Here is a 17,734-nt window from a genome sequence, read left to right on the forward strand (position 1 = left end):
AGCCTCCTTCAATGCGGATCAGACGGCGTGTTCACCCGGGCGCATGGTGGACAACCCTCCCGGAACCTGTAGCGTCGGCATGATTTCAATGTTGCCGATGTTTACCGCCACCGGCGCGGCCAGCGCGAAAGCCACGCAATCGGCAATGTCGCTGGCCTGCGGCAGTTCAAACCCTTCAATAAAGCGCTTACGCGCCGCTTCATGATCGCCAGAGACATTGCCAAAAATGTCTGTTGCCACGCGGCCTGGGCAAATTTCCGTGACGCGCACGCGTTTGCCGTAACAGTCGACACGTAACTGGCGAGATAAGGCGTGCACACCCGCTTTAGTGGCGTGGTAAATGGAGTTACCGTTGAAGTTATAAATGGCGGCAATCGAGGTGATATTAATGATATGACCGCAGTCACGCGCCACCATCCCCGGCACCAGCAGGCGGCATAAATGCAGCACAGCGCGCAGATTAACATCCACCTGCGTATCGATGGCTTCTTCATCGGCGCTGAGTATGGAACCCGGGCGGGAAACCCCGGCATTGTTAATCAGAATATCTACGGGCAAGTCGCGGCACAGGTGGGTCAGCGCATCAAGATCCGCCACATCCAGCGCATGAGGAATGCAGCCGGTTCTGTCTGCCAGCGCCGCCAGTTGTTCCCGACGACGGGCAACCGCATGCACCGTAATGCCTTCCTTGCACAAACGTTCAACAATCGCTTCGCCCATTCCGGCGGATGCGCCAGTTACCAGGGCGACTTTATAATCTGAAAATGGCATGTTGCCTCTCCTGTCGGGACGGCTGCGGGTTAACGCAGCGTCGTTTTATTGTGTATTTTTGACTCTATTCAGTTATGTCACGGCGGTATAAGACATAAATGGTTTGAGGCAATAAGGGGGACTTATAATCCGGCCCGTACTTTACTATCCTTATGAATAGAAAGGATTTCCTCATCAAATTCCACCGTATCGTTATGCGACAGCGCAAACGACACAATGCCCTCTGCCGGACTGCGCAGCGGCAGATACAGCCCGCCAACCTGTAACAGCGCCAGTAACTGGTGGCGGGTAACGTGCGCGCCAGCGCCGGCGAAATCGTCGGCTAACAGCGGATGACGCAGCAACACGCGCCCTGGCGCAGGCGCGCAAAGCGGGGTTCGGATCTCAGGCGATTCAACGGTAGCAACGGGGGCCATTAAGACCGGCGACGGCGGTGCGCTGGTCATGCGCAGCGACCAGTTTTCACCTGTCAGTTCAATGCAGTTAATCGTGGTGGCGCGCAAGGCCCGCGCCAGCGCGCGTAGTTGGCGCAGCGTTATTTTGTTGTCATCCATATCCGGCCCGTTATTGGCAGCAATCGTCGGGATTAACTCTATCCTGCCGCGCCTTCGGGGCTGTAAGAGGGTTTCGCTTTGCGGCAATAAGCGGGGCTTATTAGCTCACCAGCGTTAACGGACGGTTATCAGGCGTACGGTTCGCCATCAGCGACAACAAAATGGTTTTCACTGCTTCGGCAGGCTCAGAAAGCGGCAGATGGTCCGACATGCAGAATGACAGCGAAGCATACACGTCCGGTTCGACGATCTTCGCCATCCAGGCATCGGCGGCTTTCAGCATCGCCCGTGCGGCAGACTCCGGCATAATGGTGCAGCCTAACCCGGCAGCAAGTGCGGCATTGAGCGTGGTTTGCGATTCGATCTCGCTGCCCACACGATAATCAATACCCTGCTTCACAAACGCATCGTCCACCACTTTGCGCATAATGTTGTAAATGCGCGGCAGGAACAGGTCATGACGGGCCACGTCAGCCAGCGCGATCTCCTTAACCGGTTTACCCAAAGCGTGCGGGCAGACAAAACAGAGATGCTCTTTCATCAGCGGAATAAAACGCAGCCCGTGGATATTGCGGTTGTCATAAATCACCGCCATGTCCATGCGCCCGTTCATGATCAGCTCACTCAGGGTGGTGCCAAAGTTTTCATTAAAATAGAGGGTAATGCCCGGATGCTGGCGACGAACCTCTTTCATTAACGGGATCGCCAGTTGCTGCGCCGCCGTGCCCGGTGCCAGACCAACGGAGACATTACCGCACAGCTCCATGCCCGCGCGATCAATGGCACTCTGAGCCTGCGCACACTGGCGCAGAATCGCCTGCGCGTGCGTATAGAGAATATTGCCCGCCGTGGTAGGTGTGACGCCGCGCTTGGTGCGGATCAGCAATTGCTGGTTCACTTCTCCTTCGAGGGTGGCAAGTTGCTGGCTTAATGCGGGCTGAGCAATATGCAGAATATCCGCAGCCTGAGTCAGGCTGCCCACATCGACGATTTTAATGAAGTATTTCAGGCGACGCAGATTCATGGCGGTCTCTCCAGTAAGGGCGTTGTCTTCCATAAAGCAATGGCTGTGCCAGTTCTGGTTCGTTGTTGCGCAAAGCGGTCACACAGGTAGCTTATGGCTTGCGCGCCCGATAAAAAAATGCGCGCGTTGCAAAACCGCATCGCACCGGGGTTTTTGCGCACCGTAACGGTGCAACGCGAGCGTCTGGTGCATCGTTGCGGTGTTTTCCCTCCGCGCCAGCCATCATTTTGTGTTATGTCGCCACAACAAAGCAGTATTAGCCGCCCGCTCAGGCTGTTCCCTATTCTCAGGGTGTCAACGCCTTCGATGACACCCACCCGCCGCGCGCACCTGCGGCGCCTAGCCGAACCTGATGGAACACCTGTGCTATGCCTGACATTGCCGATCGACTTAACAACATCGCTATTTCCGCCTCCGTTGCGATGACGCAAAAAGCGCGCGATCTCGCTGCGCAAGGAATTGATGTGGTAGGACTCTCGACGGGCGAACCGGATTTCCCCACCCCTGCTCACGCCATTGACGCTGCACACCAGGCTGCGCTGGCGGGCGATACCCGCTACCCGCCAACAGACGGCACGCCCGCACTGCGTGCGGCGATTGCCCGCAAATTTAAACGCGACAACGACCTCAACTACGATGTCAGCCAAATCATTACCGCCGGTGGCGCAAGGCAAATCATCTTTAACGCGATGATGGCAACCATCAATCCCGGCGACGAAGTGGTGATCCCAACGCCGTCGTGGATCAGCTATGCCGATATTGTGCGTTTTGCGGGCGGTATTCCGGTTGCGATTCCCTGCTACGAAGAGAACGGCTTTAAACCGCTGCCGCAGGATATTGACGCCGCGATCACCGACAAGACCAAATGGTTGCTGCTGAACTACCCCAGCAATCCTACTGGCTCGGTGGCCAGCCGGGACGAGTTGCAGGGCATTGCCGATGTGATGCTCAAACATCCGCACAGCTGGATCCTCACCGATGATATTTACGAGCACCTGATTTACGACGGTTGCACTTTTTTCACGCTCGCGCAGGTTGAGCCGAAACTGTATGACCGTGTGCTAACGGTGAATGGCGTGTCAAAAGCCTACTCGATGACCGGCTGGCGTCTCGGTTTTTGCGGCGGGCCTGCCCCGTTGATTAAAGCAATGAGCAACGTCAATACACAAAACGCAGGCGGGATTGCGACCGTTGCGCAGGCGGCGGCGATTGCAGTGCTGGATGGCCCACAGGATTTGCTACAGGAACGGGCGGCGATTTACCGTAAGCGACGCGATTTTGTGCTGGAGAAACTGGCGGCAATCGCGGGGCTGCGCTGCCATAAGCCGCAGGGGGCGTTTTATCTGTTTGTGAATATTGCGGCATTTATCGGCAAAACCAGCGCCGGCGGACGGGTCATCAATACGGACGCTGATTTTGTGATGGCGCTGATTGAGGAGCAACATGTAGTGAGTGTGCCAGGCGCGGCTTACGGTATGAGTCCGTATATCCGGCTGTCGTATGCGACCAGTATGGAGCGGTTGCAGACGGGGTGCGAGCGGCTGGCGGCGTTTTGTGAGGGGTGTCGTTGATCGGGGATGTTTGATGGCTGTGGAGTTATTTGGCTAACCGTTGTGGAATTGTTCCGTTCGTTAGCTGCTGTAGAATTTTTCTCTGATGAACGTAAGTGGAATTGCTCCGTTCACTAAAGGTACGGCAGACACTTCACTCTGTATGCGGTGAACGGGAGAAGGGCGGCTACCGCGCGCCCCCTTCTCAATCCCCGCAGCCCCGCCGCTTCAGCATTTTGAGTTATAACGGCATCCGTGTTGCTGTCATTCAGAGTTCGATGAGGATCTCACCTTGTTTTAACCAGCGAGGCGCTTTTAGCGTGCCAGCAAAGAAATCGACCAGCATGTACAGCAAGTCCCGCAAAACACGTTCAGATTGAGGTGCGAGAGTGCCACTCATCAGCAGTTGCGTTAACACCTGACAATAGCGACATAACTGGTCGGTTCGGGTTCGAATATGGGAAAGTGAGCAGGAAAGTGATCAACGGTCAGGCTGGCTTTTAGCGCCTCAGGAACGGGTTCAGGCAGTGCAGGTTGTAACAGGGCAAGACTGGCAGAAAGCCTGCCGCAAAGCGCCATTTTCTGTAACAGATCGTCGCATTCCGCCAGCACCTCAGCAAAACGCTCGCAGTTACCCGCCAACTCGGTGAAATCTGTAGTGTGGTTAAACGGTGAGGTAAATAACACCTGGTTCAGCATTGATGTTGTAGCCATAGACATAGCCTCGAGTGAGTCATGATGCTAACTGCCACCAGAGGTTCCCATCTGATTGGGTGGCAGAACCGAACAGGGTTGGAACTACCGGACTCACTGACCGGCGCGTCTTACGACGCCCCCATTCGGCCCGCCATTGAGATGTGGCCAAATGAACAACATAAAAAGTATGTCGCCAGTGAGTCAACAGGGTTCCAATCCCGACGCCTGATTTTGCAGGCGCGGAGAAAACACAGGACTAACACTTACAGGCGGCAAGGGATTATAGCTAACCTGATGAAGGAAAAGCCATTCCGGGAATCAGCTTCGCAAAAATCATGTAATACAGACTGAGATTGCAGGCGCGAAACTTACAGCAATACCCATTTTTCAATTATCAAAAGCGACTGAAGCGGCGGGGTTGAGTCCCCGCTGAAATCGGCAAACCGGAGCACCGATTTCCCTGCGGGGATTGAGAAGGGGGGCGCGGTAGCCCCCCTTCTTCCGTTCACCGCTTACAGAGTGAAGTGTCTGCCGTACCTTTAGTGAGCGGAACAATTCCACAAGAGCCACCTGACAGAACAGCTTCTCACCCGTTAGCAAGCGGAACAGTTCCACCTCTGTTAACCAGAGAACAATTCCACTATGCCACCACCGACTAAACCCAATCCCCCACCACCTCGGCTGCCGGCGCAATCGTCCCGCCGCAGGCAATAATCTCACTACGCACAATCCCCGCCAGCTCCACCGAACCCGGCGTATCACTATGCACCAGAATCGAATGCGCCCGCACCGGGATCACTAACCGCTCAATGGTGGTGACTGTCCCGTCCTGCAAAAACTGCCGCACACGCCCGCGCACTGCGCCTTCCTCTTTGATTACCGCTCCTGGCTTACCGCGCGGCACCAGGCGCCCTTCCGCATCGTAGGCACGGTCGGCAAGAAACAGTGTCAGGCTTCGCAGCCCGGCGCGTTTTGCCGCGCGTTCAATAATCGTCTCCGGCTGTGAAAAAATAATCAGCGCAGGATCAAGTCGATAAATCGCCTGCATCACCGGCAATGCCAGCGCCTCATCGCGGTTAATCATATTGCCCATCGCCGCATGAAAGCTGACATGGGAAACCGCTACCCCTTCCCCTTTGGCAATCGCCTGCAACGCGCCAATCTGATACACCACCTGCTGGCACAGCTCATCGGCGGTAAACGCCATCTCTTTACGGCCAAAGCCCAGTCGGTCCGGCAGGCCCGGATGCGCGCCAATACCCACGCCACTGGCTTTTGCCAGCCGCACCATCTGCGTCATCGTCATCGGGTCGCCCGCGTGAAAACCACAGGCGATATTGGCCGAAGAAACACGCTGCATCAGCGCCGCGTCATCACACAGTGTGTAGACGCCAAACCCTTCACCCATATCGGAATTTACATCGATTTTCATCATTATGCGCTCACACGGTTGAATGAAGCGGTGACATCCCGCAGCCGTTGCAACCAGCCGTCAATGGCCTGGCGGGCGGCAAGTGCCTGGTTCGCATCGCTTTTAATTAACTGAATCGATTGCCCGGCCTGTAACTGCCCGAGCCGCCAGAGATCCTCTTCAATCACGCAGGCGATTTTCGGGTAACCGCCTGCGGTATTGGCATCGCTTAACTGGATGATCGGCTCCCCGGCGGGCGGCACCTGCACAATGCCGGGGATCAGGCCATAAGAACGCATTTCAATGGCCTGCGATGGAAAAATCGGCGCTCCCGACAGCCGGTAGCCTGTGCGATTACTTTGCAGTGAAATCGCCCACGGCTGCTGCCAGAAACGGTGATGATCGGCGGCGAACAACGCATACTCACCCGACGGAATGGCCCGTACCGGTGTCACGCCATGCTCCGCAGGCGGAAAAACGTTCTGCAATGCAATAGATGGCGGAACCATCCCCACGCCCTCGTCGGGCAGCATCACGCGATCCGGCATTCCGAGCGGTAACCTGTCGCCAGCGGCAAGCGTGCGTCCGTGAAAACCGCCAAAACTGCCGCGTAACGCGGTACTGCGCGATCCAAGCACCGCAGGTACCTCAATTCCCCCGGCAATGCAGAGATAGCCCCGCGTACCGGATCGGGGATAACGCAACTCCAGCCGTTGGCCTTTTTTGACCCGGCAGCCCCACCATGGCGGCAGTTCAATGCCGTCCAGCAAGGCCCGGCAATCCGCCCCGGTAATGGCAATCGCCGTGTCCTGTAAAAAATGCACGCGCATTGGAAAAACCTGCACTTCAATGGCGGCAGCATTCTCGTCGTTACCCAGCAACAGATTCCCGGCACGCAGCGCCAACGGATCCATCACACCGCTGACCGACACCCCCAGATGGCGAAATGCCGTGCGCCCAAGATCCTGCACCGTGTTCAGTGCACCCGTGCGCTCAATCTCAATCACAGTTCGATCCTTTCGGGTAAAAAGCGTATGGTGTCGCCCGGAGCCATCAACGCCGGAGGCGATGCCAGGGGGTCGAAGACCTCGATCTCGGCAAAGCCGATGGCGTTCCAGCCATTTGGCCCGGTGAGTACCGACACACCGGTCTGCGGCCCACCAATGGTGACAGTGCCTTTGAGCATATTCAGTGACGGTACTTTTTTACGCGGCGTGGCAAGCGCCGGATCCAGGCCGTGTAAGTAACCAAAGCCCGGCGCGCTACCCAGCGCCACCACCGTGTAATTGCCCTGGTAGTGACGGCGAATAACGTCACTGGCCGGCAAGCCGGTATGGCGGCAAACCGCCTCCAAATCGCAGGCCAGTTCCCCGCCATAATGCACCGGAATATCAATGCGCTTGCCCTGTGGATGGATTTCACGCGCCTGCTGCCAGCACGTACGCAAGCGCTGTACGACCGCCTCCGCATCGTCCGGTGTCCGGCGCAACAGCACCAGCACATTCGTGACGCCGGGGATCAACGACTCCACCTCATCCCATGTGGCCAGTATCTGCGCCAGTGACCAGATGCGGCGCTGGGCAGCAAGGCTAAACTCGCCCGGCGCTTCCACCAGCCAGGCGCGACTGCCCATGGTGGAGAGAGTCATCTCCCCGGCATGATCCAGCAAGGCAATTGCCGTGGTGTCTTGCGCTATCCAGGCCATAACTTATTCCAGCGGTTCAAATTTCAGGTTAGCCAGCGGCTGGACGCGCTCCTGGCGCACCATTTTGTATTCGGTGTTTGGCCCAATCCAGGTATCCCAGATTTTGTCGATAGTGCCGTTATCGTCCATGGCTTTCAGGCTGCCATTCACTTTTGCCAGTAACGCCGGTTCATCACGCTTCATGCCCACACCAATCGGCTCCAGTGCCATCGGTTCTTTGATCATTGCCAGCTCAATGCCGTCTTTTTTGGCCTGCGAAATCATCTTGATGCCGGTCATGGTGTTGGTAACAAACCCCACGGCTTTGTTCTGCTCCAGCGCGAGGAATGCCGACGCAGCGTCCTGGAACGTCACAGGTTTCCCGCCTTTCAGCACAATTGATTGTTCCGAGGTGGTGCCTTTGGTGGCGCTGATGCGCTTGCCTTTAAAGTCGGCGAGCGTTTTATCCGCGTTGGCTTTTTTCACCAGCAGCATCTCTTTCGCCACGTAGTACGGGTCGCTGAACTGGATCTGGTTACCACGGGTTTTGGTATACGCAAGGTTGGCAATCAACACATCGGCGCGCCCGGTGGAAATCACCGCAATACGCGCCTCAACGGAAGTGGGCACCAGCGTCAGTTTTAGCCCCATTTGCTGCGCCAGCGCCTGGCAGAGGTCAACATCCATTCCCGCAAGCTGGCGTGTTTTGGCGTCCGGAGAAGAAAACGGCGGGACATCGGAATAGACCGCGCATTTCAAATCGCCGCGGGCGGTGATATCTCCAAGCAGATCCGCCGCTGCGTATGAAGAGGCCAAACAGAGCGGTAAAGCCAGCAGTGCCAGTGCGCCTTTTTTTACTGTCATGATGTTTTCCCCAGAAAATGAATTCGTTGAATACACGCTGATTCGCGCCAGCGCCGCCAGATAACCTGGCGAAGCCTGTTTTGGCAATATATCGACTTAATACTGAGCGGCATAAGAGGGAAACCCTGTCGTGGGATACGCAATTTATATGACTCAGCGCTCCATCGTCAGGCATTAACATAATAAGAAAAGGTTATTCAGACAGAGGGAAATTATCTTATCGGCGGCGCTTTTCACCGTTTTAAGGTGAGGCCGTACACGCGATTTTTGCGTGCCTGATGCGTTGATGTCGAAAAGGTAAAAGAATGAATGCCAAATTTGGGGTGCTGCTGAAAATCATGTCCGCGCTGTGCGCCACGTTGATGCTGGCCTGCGTGAAAGGGCTTCAGGGCAGCATTCCCACCGGAGAGGTCATTTTCTTTCGTTCGTTTGTGGCGCTGTTTCCTTTGCTTATCTGGTTAAAGATGCAGGGTAGCGTGCGGCAGAGTATTAAAACCAAAAATATTCCCGGTCATTTAGTCCGCGGTTTTTCCGGAACCGGCGGTATGTATTTTAACTATCTTGCCCTGGTTTATATCTCTCTGGCAGACGCAACGGCGATCAGTTATGCAGCCCCCTTATTTACGCTGGTCATGGCGGCCATTTTATTAAAAGAGCGGGTGCGTTTTTCCCGCTGGCTGGGCGTCGGGGTCGGCTTTAGCGGTATTTTACTTATGCTGGCGGCAAATCTGTCTGCAGGCAGTGCTTTTTTATCCGCGGGTTTCATGATGAATGGCGCAGCGCTGGGAACCGTTTTTGCCCTGTTAGCGGCAATGTGCTCCGCCACGTCTAATGTGCAGATCCGCTTTTTAAATGGTGTTGAATCACCGGGCGCGATTGTTTTTTATTTCTCACTGATGACCACCTTAATTGGTCTGGCAACGCTGGCATTCGGCTGGAGAATGCCGGAAGGCAGGCAGTGGTTCTTATTGATCGGCTGCGGCTTTTTTGGCGGCGTGGCGCAAATTCTCGTTACCCTTGGCCTGCGGTATGCCGATGCCTCTTTGCTGGCACCTTTTGATTACACCACGCTGGTGTGGTCGATGGTGATTGGGTATCTGTTTCTCGACAGCCTGCCGGGACATTCCACCGTGCTGGGCGCTGTCATTGTGGCGCTGGCGGGGATTTTCACCCTTTGGTGCGACCAGCGCCAGCGCAAAGGGCGGATGATGCGGTCATCCTGAGTCCATACTCGCTTCTGGCTTTTCCCACAGCCACATCATTTCTCCCCCAAATACCAACATTGCAGCGATGGGGTTGAGTCCCCGCTGAAATCGGCGAACCGAAGCACCGAAGACCAGGACTGGGCGCCAGGGATGGCGACCAGAGGCGACTCTCGGCAGGGATGCCGAGTGGAGCCGGCCGCAGGAAGAGGTGCGGGAGGTGAGCGCAGTGCGAAGCACCGATTTCCCTGCGGGGCCGCGGGGATTGAGAAGGGGGGCGCGGTAGCCCCCCTTCTCCCGTTCACGGCACCAGGGACTGAAGTATCTGCTGTACGATTAATGAACGGAATCATTCCTCAATGTCTGAACACATTTCCATGTCGGATAGCGCTAACGCTTATCCAGCCTACGGATACAACCCTCTGTCTTTGCGGGCCAGCAAAATACGCTCGCAGGCAAGCGCATAGGCCGCGGTGCGCAACGTCACCCCCAGCGTCTGCGATTTATTCCACACCGTATCCAGCGCACTTTGCATAATGGTGTCCAGCCGGTTATTGATCTCCTCTTCACTCCAGAAGAAGCTGGAAAAGTCCTGTACCCACTCAAAGTAACTCACTGTCACACCGCCCGCATTGGCAATCACATCCGGCACCACCACAATGCCGCGTTGCTGCAACACATCATCCGCTTCCGGCAACGTTGGCCCGTTTGCCCCTTCCAGCACCAGCTTGCAACTCAGCCCGGCCGCGCGTTCGGCGGTGATCTGCCCCTCCAGCGCCGCCGGGATTAAGATCTCATACTCCAGCGACCAGAAAACCGCATCGGCGATAGTATCCGCACCCGGGAAGCCCCTGATCCGACCGTGCTGTTGCTGCCAGTTAAGCAACGCCGGAATATCAATCCCGTCAGGGTGATAGAGGGTGGAAAACTGATCCTGTACCGCCACCACGCGCGCGCCATGCTGGTGGAACAACTCAGCACTCACACTGCCGACATTGCCAAACCCCTGTACTGCCACACGGCTTTGCGCCACGTCGATACCCAGCGTTTGCGCGGTACGGCATCCGGTTATATACACACCCCGCCCGGTGGCTTTTACCCTGCCGAGCGAGCCGCCGAGGTGCACCGGTTTGCCCGTCACCACGCCGGTTGACGGTGCGCCCACGTTCATAGACCAGGTATCCATCATCCACGCCATAATTTGCGCATTGGTGCCGACATCCGGCGCCGGGATATCCTGCTGTGGACCGATAAATATGCCAATTTCGCTGGTATAACGCCGGGTCAGGCGCTCCAGCTCCTTGCGTGATAACGCCGCAGGATCGACACGCACGCCCCCTTTCGCACCGCCAAACGGCAGATTCAGCGCCGCGCATTTAATGGTCATCCACGCCGACAACGCCATGACCTCTTCCAGCGTCACATCCGGGTGAAAACGCACCCCACCCTTACCCGGCCCGCGTGACAGGTTGTGCTGTACCCGGTAACCTTCAAAGTGACGCACGCTGCCGTCATCCATTTCCAGCGGAATATCGACAATTAACGCCCGCCGGGGGTGACGCAACGTATCCGCCCAGTGACTCAATTCACCCAGTAGCGGCAGCACACGCTCAACCTGTGCAAGGTAGGTTGACCACGCCGAGTGACGCTCACCTGACACATAAGACAATTCAGACACCCCTCACCTCTCATTTCAGAATGAATACGGCGTTCAGGGTACTGCAGGCGCCACGGCAGGGCCGTTACGAGATTGCTATAGCGTCATACGGAAAGGCTATCGGGCCGCATGCGGGGAAATATTCATGAGAATTCTGATTCTCTAATCCGGTTTCTGGCACGGATTCAGGAGGCCATCATGCTTATTAAAGGGGCTAATTCAAGGGGGCCGGATCATGTTCAGTATCGAAGCCATTCTGGGGAAAATAAACCGGGCACTCACGCCGCAGGGTGATGTCACGCTCACATCGACTTTACTGACGGGTTCCCTTCCCGAACTCCATAAGCGGTTTAAAAATATTCTTTCGCGTGGAGAGACTCTTTATCTCTATCTGGAAAGTTTACGCGCTCAGGAGGATGCAACAACCCGAGAAAAAATAAAAAGAACACCGTCGACGTCAAAGTTGGACCCTTCCGATTTGGCTCTCGCGATTCGGCAAGCCGTTGGGCCGTTGACACTGCAACGGTATGTGAACGCCACCGATGTCGGCGCAAAAAAACTGCTCCGCTATATCAAGGAGCATCCGGATGCTTTTGTCGATGATGTTGGTATCGAGCCATGGCCAATATCCTCAATGCTACGTTCGCAAATAGCAAAGCAGCGCCGCCCTCAATACAATCTTCGCTCTGGCAGCGACCCGGTGTATGACAAGGCCTTCAAAAAACGCCAGTTCTGGAGTAACGATCAAAACAGCCCAGGCAATAAAATTTTAAGCGACCAGCGTGTTAACCCGTTCGCAAATTCCGTCAGCGATCTGGCGAAGTCCTGGCACCAGCGTTTACATTCTGCGTCCGTTGCCAGTGGCGGGGTAAAAAAATTGACACAGGCGGAGCGCGATATCATCAACCTTTACAGTAAAGAGTCGCTCCCTTTTCATACCATCACCCTGGGGTTCAGGGAGCTGAACGAACAAGAAAAAGCACAGGGTTACCATATGGGGCAAGGGGTTGAATTAATTAATGCGTTATCCCGCCTGCCTTCTCACAAAGGGAAGACCTATCGCGGTGCCTTTATCGAGAAAGGGTTTACCTATGAAACATCGGGTGTACCGGTAACGCGAAGTATGACCGTTACGACCGGGAAAGATGGCAAACGCAGAGCATGGAAACCGGGTGATTACGTCACAACAAAAACCTTTTTCTCAACCAGCGCGGCTAAGGGCGTTGCCGCAGAATTCATTATGCGCCAGCGTTTTGGCTCAGGTTTTCATTCCGACACGGCAATTTTAAATGTGGTTGGAACCAGTGGGCGCAATATTACACAACTGACGCATATTAAACAGGCAGAAGTGCTTTATCCTGCTTATACCGTTTTTCAGGTTAAACATGTGCAAAAAGGTGAGTTTGGTCTGGAAATTGACCTGGAAGAAGTGGATGAAGAAATCTGGAACGATCCTGATGCGGTTATCCGAGATTATCGTTACGGCAACATCGTCAGACAGCGACCTGTGCATATGATCCCGCAGCGCACCAAATAGTCGCGGATAAATAATATGGCCACCGCAACATCCGGTGGCCGTTAATGTATAACGAGAAATCGTACAATTTATAACGGATATTTACGCGCGATATAAGACTTCAATACCTCAGCGTCGATATATCCGGTATTCACATAACCCTTATGCTGGCTTAACTCCGGATAGCCATCGCCTCCTGTTGCGTTATAACTTGGAAGACTCATCCGGTAGGTTTTATCCATTTCCAGCGGCTTACCGTTAATAAGCACATGGGTAACGGTATTGTCCTGCCGGTCGAAACTGATGTTATGGAACTGGGCATACGCTCCCGAACCGGGTGTTTTAAATGCCACCACATTGAGATAATCCACAATCTCCTTACCGGTTAGCGACACATAGGTCACCGAGTTACCAAACGGCTGAACTTTTAGCACATCACGATAGGATACCGGCCCGGCACCGATGCCGCTGCGAATACTTCCGCTGCTGATGATGCCGAAGTCCGCCTGGGTTTTGTCCATTTGAGCGGCGATAATTAACTCACCCATGTTGGTCTGACGTGAACGCACACTCTCACGTTCACCTTCGAAAGCCTGAGTGAATACGCCAACCGGCACGTTTAATTGCGCATCAATCTGTTTTTTATAGCTTTCCAGCACGGTGAAAACTGCCTGAACCTCTGCCGTTTTCACCTCATCAGACGCGACTACAGGTAACAGTTGATACCGGTTTAACGTCAGTTTGCCGTCATGCCAGGTAAAATCCGCTCTGCCGAGGTAACGCCCACTCTCCAGCGCCTGCATAATCCAGATGCCATTCTGGCGATCCGGTTGGCAGGCTCCCTGCTTACTCCACTCTTTATTTAGCGCCTTTTCGCCCATGCAGACAGCAGTGTGAGTATGCCCGCCAATAATCATATCAACGCGACCAGCAGGAAGCGCTCGCGCCAGCTCAACATCGCCCGGCGCGCTGGAACCGTGATGACCGTCGTAGTAATACCCCAGGTGCGTCAGTGCAATCACGACATCCGGCTTCTCTTTGGTCATCTCCGCTAATACGTTGCGCGCCTCATCGACCTGCGATCTGAAATCCAGATTAGCCAACACCGTTTTACTGCCAACGACTTTGGTATCCACACTGGTCAAACCGAACACGCCAATTTTCAATCCTTTTTTCTCGATAATTGAATAAGGCGTAAAAGCGCGATGTTGCGTCTTGATATCGTAAATATTGGCGGAAAGAAAAGGAAATCCGGCCCATTCCTGCTGGCGACGTAGAATATCAAGAGAATTATCGAACTCATGATTCCCCAACGTCATTGCATCGTAACCGATCGTCGCCATTGCCTTAAAATCGGGCTCAGCGAGCAACAGATCTGATTCCGGCGTGCCGGTATTGACGTCACCGGCATCGAGTAATAAAACCGCGCCTCCCTGCGCGGCCACGTCTTTGCGAATACGTTCAATCATCGCATAGCGGTTAGCCAATCCATTATTGCCGGATTTGTCTTGCCAATACGCACCATGATGATCGTTGGTATGCAAAATTGTCAGCTGCAACGAACCTGTATTTTCAGGCGTACTGGCCTGCACTGACAGAGTCAGCAGAAACGGTATGATGAGTGACAATAATAAATTGCGTAAAAATAGCATGTTGCCTCCTGCAATCAGCAACGTATTTAATTCAGCACCCCGTTGTCATCCACAAACATAAAGAACTTGGTGGACTGATAAGGCTGGAAGTTATTATCAGAAACAAAGATTAAGGACTTCTTCCCCTTCACTAACGGACCAAACGTCATCGCCTCAATACAATCAGGTGCTTTGGTGTAGTCATCAAAATCAATCAACAATTTTTTAGTGGCAGGTTGCAGCAAGTTTTTCTTCTCGATTTCCGTAATACTTTTTTGACCTTTGATATTGCTGGCTTGCGAAAGGTCGGAAAGATAAGTTCTGATAGTAAAATCAAACTCATTAAACCCTTCACTCGCGTTTCGCCCGGCACGTTCAGTCACAATTAATTTATCATCACTGATAGCGAGAATTTCAGAAAGTCCGTTATCGCTAACACCGTGCTTCGTGACTTTGGGGATAGGATCAACGTTATAAATAAATTCAGCCAGCAACTCGCCTACGCGTCCATCAGGCTGCAGAGCAAACTTAAGAATACGTACCGGTGATGAGTTTACCGTGGTGCTAATTGCACCGTCCTGCTTGAGCGCGCTTTCCGCCGCGACATAAAGGTATTTGCCGCTTGGCGTTACGCTGGCTCCTTCAAACGTGGCACCGTTACGTAAACCCTCCGGCGCTTTTTTCAGGTCGCCGCCTGCATTATAGGAAGCGGGAATCTTATCTGCGTAATCCGTCTTCATTTTGCCATCGAGAGAAGACAAGCGAAGTGGGCTCCCCAGTTCAGATGTCCAGAGAAGGCTTTTTCTGTCTGGTGTCAGCGCTAACCCTTCTCCATCGACCGTTTGTTCTTTAAAAGCATTTCCGGCTTCATCGTTCAGCGCTTTCATGTCGAGGATATCGACGCGCTTAATACCTTTAGTATTGGTGTTGATTTTGAGTGTATAAAATCTTGCTACGCCTTCCGCCGTCGTGTTACGCGCATCCGAAATCGAATAATAGACTTGCTTACCTGCATCATAAGCAATCCCGGATAAGCCACCAAATTTCGCATTCTGATAACTGGTTGATGTTGGAATTGAATATTCATTTAAAAAACGCAATTCCGATCCTGCGGCAGAAGCATTAAGCGCGGTGAACGCCATGGCTAATGCAACACAATGAGCTAATGTTAGCTTTTTCATAATTACCCCCAAAGTTATTGATATTGTTTTTGGAACTGGATGACATCCTCCACGGAAGATAATTTTCCTCTGGCACCGTAATGAGAGATGTTAATTGCCGCCGCAGCGCTGGCGAAACCCAGAGAGTCGGCGAGCGGTTGATTATTCAGATAGCAATAAATGAAAGCACCATTGAAGGTATCTCCGGCCCCGGTGGTGTCGACGACAGGTACACGGTAGCCCGGGTGTACAGCCACCCCCTGTCTGTCACAGGCGATAACCCCTTCGCCACCACAGGTGACGACCAGCGCATCCAGATCGTGCTCTGCAACCAGCTGGCGTAAAAAGTCGCCATCAGGCTCCTGTTGCAGGCTGGTGCGAAAGCCCTCCTTGTTAAAAATCGCGACATCAGACAGAGATAATATTTCTTTAATATTCTGCTGACTGTTTTTAATATGCGACTCTACATCAATGACAACTTTGGTATTTTTTTCTTTCGCATACCTCGCAAGTGTACGGAATTTGTCGAGTTGTCCTGGCATGATATAAACGAGTCGGCTGCAGTCAATCGCCTGCGGAGCCTGAACCATACACGTTTCTGTTTCATCATTCGGCGCATACACCAGTGCCTTTTCACCTGAGTCATCCAGGAAAATTATCGCCATATTGGCAGCGATGCCGGTTTTGCGGAGAATAAAACGCGTATCAACACCATTTTTATGGAAATCATTAATGATTTCCTGTGCATAATAATCATCACCGGCAGTTGATAATGAGGTCACACGTAATCCCAAACGTCCCATGACACAGGCAGAGTTAGCGACTGTGCCACCGATAAGCTCAGCAACTTTTTTTCCAACGACTTTATCGTCATTACCAGGAAGTCGGGGTACACGAAAAATAAGATCTACGGTTCCACTGCCAACCGCAACAACATCAAAGGTTTTCATTTTATTTACTCCTGCGAGATCCGCTCTCCCCCACATGACAGATATTTTTCCGTAGCAGAGATAATCAGGCTAAAGATGGCAAGCATTGCGTAATAATGACAATCATCATTACTTGAAAAAATCTTAAAATTACCACTAAACACAAAACTCAATAATCTGTTATTAATCTGAATTACTGTGGCATTCTTTTTCCGTAATTGCTGTTTTACATGATAAGCAAGAGCCCCCTGACTTCCGGTACAATCAAACAGAATGACAAGATCCTGTTCTCCGCATTGATTAAGGCGTAGCGCATGCTCAAATTCCTCCAGAGGTAAAACCTGGTTGGTAAGTTGCGGTCCACACCACAACAGGTTTGATAACAATGTCGCCAGCCCCAGATTTCCACCGCTCCCTAAAAGCGTCACCCGTTTACTAAACAGGTATTGCATCAACTCTTCCCCACGCGAGAGACGGGAGACATCTGGCAAATATTTCGCGTAAAGATAAAGCTTATGAAATTGTGGCTTGTACCTTTTGGCATATTCCGGATGCAAAATGACGATTATTGCATCGAGAAATAGCGCCATAGCAAAGGTACTCTGGGTAGGCATCCCCTTTTTTGTCGCCTGCGTAACCAGCAATTTCTGAGCCTGAGTAGCAAATAAACTTCCTGTATTATTCGTTATTCCCAGTACCTGGGCACGGGTATGCTGAGCCTTAATTAAGGCATCAAGCACGGGTGATGCCCGGCCACTTGCACTCAAAACGACAACTAACCAGGAACTGTCTAAATATTCCGTTTTTTCACTAATAAACTCATAGGACTGGATTGCCCGCGCCGGAAGTAACGTTATGCTATTTATCATGGCTGCATATAATAATGCCAGAGCATAGGAGTCACCCGATCCGACCAGCAATACCTGACGCACACTTTGCACATTAATAAAAGCCGCAGCCTGGCTTCTGGCATCATTAATATTATGATGCTTTATGTAATGTGTGATTGCTGAAACTTCTTCTCGGGTTGCCGACAGCGGCATAATTGCCGATGCCGTATCCCGTTCTTTTGCCGTACTCATTTT

Annotated in this window: 15 protein-coding genes and 1 pseudogene; 3 read left to right on the forward strand and 13 right to left on the reverse strand. The window is 53.1% G+C overall.

Going from position 1 to position 17,734, the window contains the following annotated elements:
* Window positions 1–18: 18 nt before the first annotated feature.
* The 3 genes from RTX30_RS20390 to nac all read right to left on the reverse strand — a co-directional run bounded on the left by RTX30_RS20390 (window position 19) and on the right by nac (window position 2,349).
* Entirely contained in the window at window positions 19–771 is a 753-nt protein-coding gene (locus RTX30_RS20390; protein WP_312692256.1) for an SDR family oxidoreductase, read from the reverse strand.
* Between the two features lie 122 nt (window positions 772–893).
* Entirely contained in the window at window positions 894–1,325 is a 432-nt protein-coding gene (locus tag RTX30_RS20395; protein ID WP_312692258.1) for an acetyl-CoA carboxylase, read from the reverse strand.
* 100 nt (window positions 1,326–1,425) lie between these two features.
* Window positions 1,426–2,349 carry a nitrogen assimilation transcriptional regulator NAC gene (gene nac / locus RTX30_RS20400; RefSeq protein WP_312692260.1) on the reverse strand — a complete coding sequence of 308 codons (924 nt, stop codon included), beginning with the start codon at window positions 2,347–2,349 and terminating at the stop codon, window positions 1,426–1,428.
* Window positions 2,350–2,717: 368 nt separating this feature from the next.
* Between nac and RTX30_RS20405 the strand changes: the two genes are divergently transcribed.
* Window positions 2,718–3,920: a pyridoxal phosphate-dependent aminotransferase gene (locus tag RTX30_RS20405; RefSeq protein ID WP_312692262.1), complete on the forward strand. Its 1,203-nt coding sequence runs from the start codon at window positions 2,718–2,720 to the stop codon at window positions 3,918–3,920.
* Window positions 3,921–4,167: 247 nt separating this feature from the next.
* On the opposite strand, the pseudogene RTX30_RS20410 reads toward RTX30_RS20405, so the two are convergent.
* The 5 genes and pseudogenes from RTX30_RS20410 to RTX30_RS20430 all read right to left on the reverse strand — a co-directional run bounded on the left by RTX30_RS20410 (window position 4,168) and on the right by RTX30_RS20430 (window position 8,554).
* Window positions 4,168–4,613 (reverse strand): annotated as a pseudogene (locus RTX30_RS20410) (hypothetical protein).
* A gap of 637 nt (window positions 4,614–5,250) precedes the next feature.
* The gene (locus RTX30_RS20415; protein ID WP_312692325.1) at window positions 5,251–6,027 is read right to left on the reverse strand and encodes a 5-oxoprolinase subunit PxpA; all 777 of its coding nucleotides are present in this window, start codon (window positions 6,025–6,027) and stop codon (window positions 5,251–5,253) included.
* 2 nt (window positions 6,028–6,029) lie between these two features.
* Window positions 6,030–7,013, reverse strand: a complete 984-nt coding sequence (locus RTX30_RS20420) for a biotin-dependent carboxyltransferase family protein (RefSeq protein WP_312692264.1) — start codon at window positions 7,011–7,013, stop codon at window positions 6,030–6,032.
* Window positions 7,010–7,711 carry a 5-oxoprolinase subunit PxpB gene (pxpB, locus tag RTX30_RS20425; protein WP_312692266.1) on the reverse strand — a complete coding sequence of 234 codons (702 nt, stop codon included), beginning with the start codon at window positions 7,709–7,711 and terminating at the stop codon, window positions 7,010–7,012. Before pxpB ends, RTX30_RS20420 begins: the two co-directional genes overlap by 4 nt.
* 3 nt (window positions 7,712–7,714) lie before the next feature.
* Window positions 7,715–8,554, reverse strand: coding sequence for a transporter substrate-binding domain-containing protein (locus RTX30_RS20430; protein WP_312692268.1), 840 nt, complete (start codon window positions 8,552–8,554; stop codon window positions 7,715–7,717).
* A 305-nt stretch (window positions 8,555–8,859) separates the two neighbouring features.
* Between RTX30_RS20430 and RTX30_RS20435 the strand changes: the two genes are divergently transcribed.
* Window positions 8,860–9,777 carry a DMT family transporter gene (locus RTX30_RS20435; protein ID WP_312692270.1) on the forward strand — a complete coding sequence of 306 codons (918 nt, stop codon included), beginning with the start codon at window positions 8,860–8,862 and terminating at the stop codon, window positions 9,775–9,777.
* A gap of 385 nt (window positions 9,778–10,162) precedes the next feature.
* On the opposite strand, the gene RTX30_RS20440 is transcribed toward RTX30_RS20435, so the two are convergent.
* Window positions 10,163–11,434: a Glu/Leu/Phe/Val dehydrogenase gene (locus RTX30_RS20440; protein ID WP_312692272.1), complete on the reverse strand. Its 1,272-nt coding sequence runs from the start codon at window positions 11,432–11,434 to the stop codon at window positions 10,163–10,165.
* A 214-nt stretch (window positions 11,435–11,648) separates the two neighbouring features.
* Here RTX30_RS20440 and RTX30_RS20445 point away from each other — a divergent pair, with 214 nt between their 5' ends.
* On the forward strand, window positions 11,649–12,950 hold the full coding sequence (locus RTX30_RS20445; protein WP_312692274.1) for an ADP-ribosyltransferase domain-containing protein: 1,302 nt from the start codon (window positions 11,649–11,651) through the stop codon (window positions 12,948–12,950).
* A 68-nt stretch (window positions 12,951–13,018) separates the two neighbouring features.
* On the opposite strand, the gene ushA is transcribed toward RTX30_RS20445, so the two are convergent.
* The 4 genes from ushA to RTX30_RS20465 are packed head-to-tail and all read right to left on the reverse strand — an operon-like array spanning window position 13,019 to window position 17,731.
* Window positions 13,019–14,581 carry a bifunctional UDP-sugar hydrolase/5'-nucleotidase UshA gene (gene ushA / locus RTX30_RS20450; RefSeq protein ID WP_312692276.1) on the reverse strand — a complete coding sequence of 521 codons (1,563 nt, stop codon included), beginning with the start codon at window positions 14,579–14,581 and terminating at the stop codon, window positions 13,019–13,021.
* Between the two features lie 26 nt (window positions 14,582–14,607).
* Window positions 14,608–15,741 (reverse strand): esterase-like activity of phytase family protein, encoded by a 1,134-nt coding sequence (locus RTX30_RS20455; RefSeq protein WP_312692278.1) that lies wholly within the window; start codon window positions 15,739–15,741, stop codon window positions 14,608–14,610.
* A 14-nt stretch (window positions 15,742–15,755) separates the two neighbouring features.
* Entirely contained in the window at window positions 15,756–16,670 is a 915-nt protein-coding gene (locus RTX30_RS20460) for a carbohydrate kinase family protein (protein ID WP_312692280.1), read from the reverse strand.
* A gap of 5 nt (window positions 16,671–16,675) precedes the next feature.
* On the reverse strand, window positions 16,676–17,731 hold the full coding sequence (locus RTX30_RS20465; protein WP_312692283.1) for an SIS domain-containing protein: 1,056 nt from the start codon (window positions 17,729–17,731) through the stop codon (window positions 16,676–16,678).
* Between the last annotated feature and the right edge of the window lie 3 nt (window positions 17,732–17,734).

Origin of the sequence: Kosakonia sp., from assembly GCF_032052965.1 — a bacterium.
In the GTDB taxonomy this organism is placed as follows: domain Bacteria; phylum Pseudomonadota; class Gammaproteobacteria; order Enterobacterales; family Enterobacteriaceae; genus Kosakonia.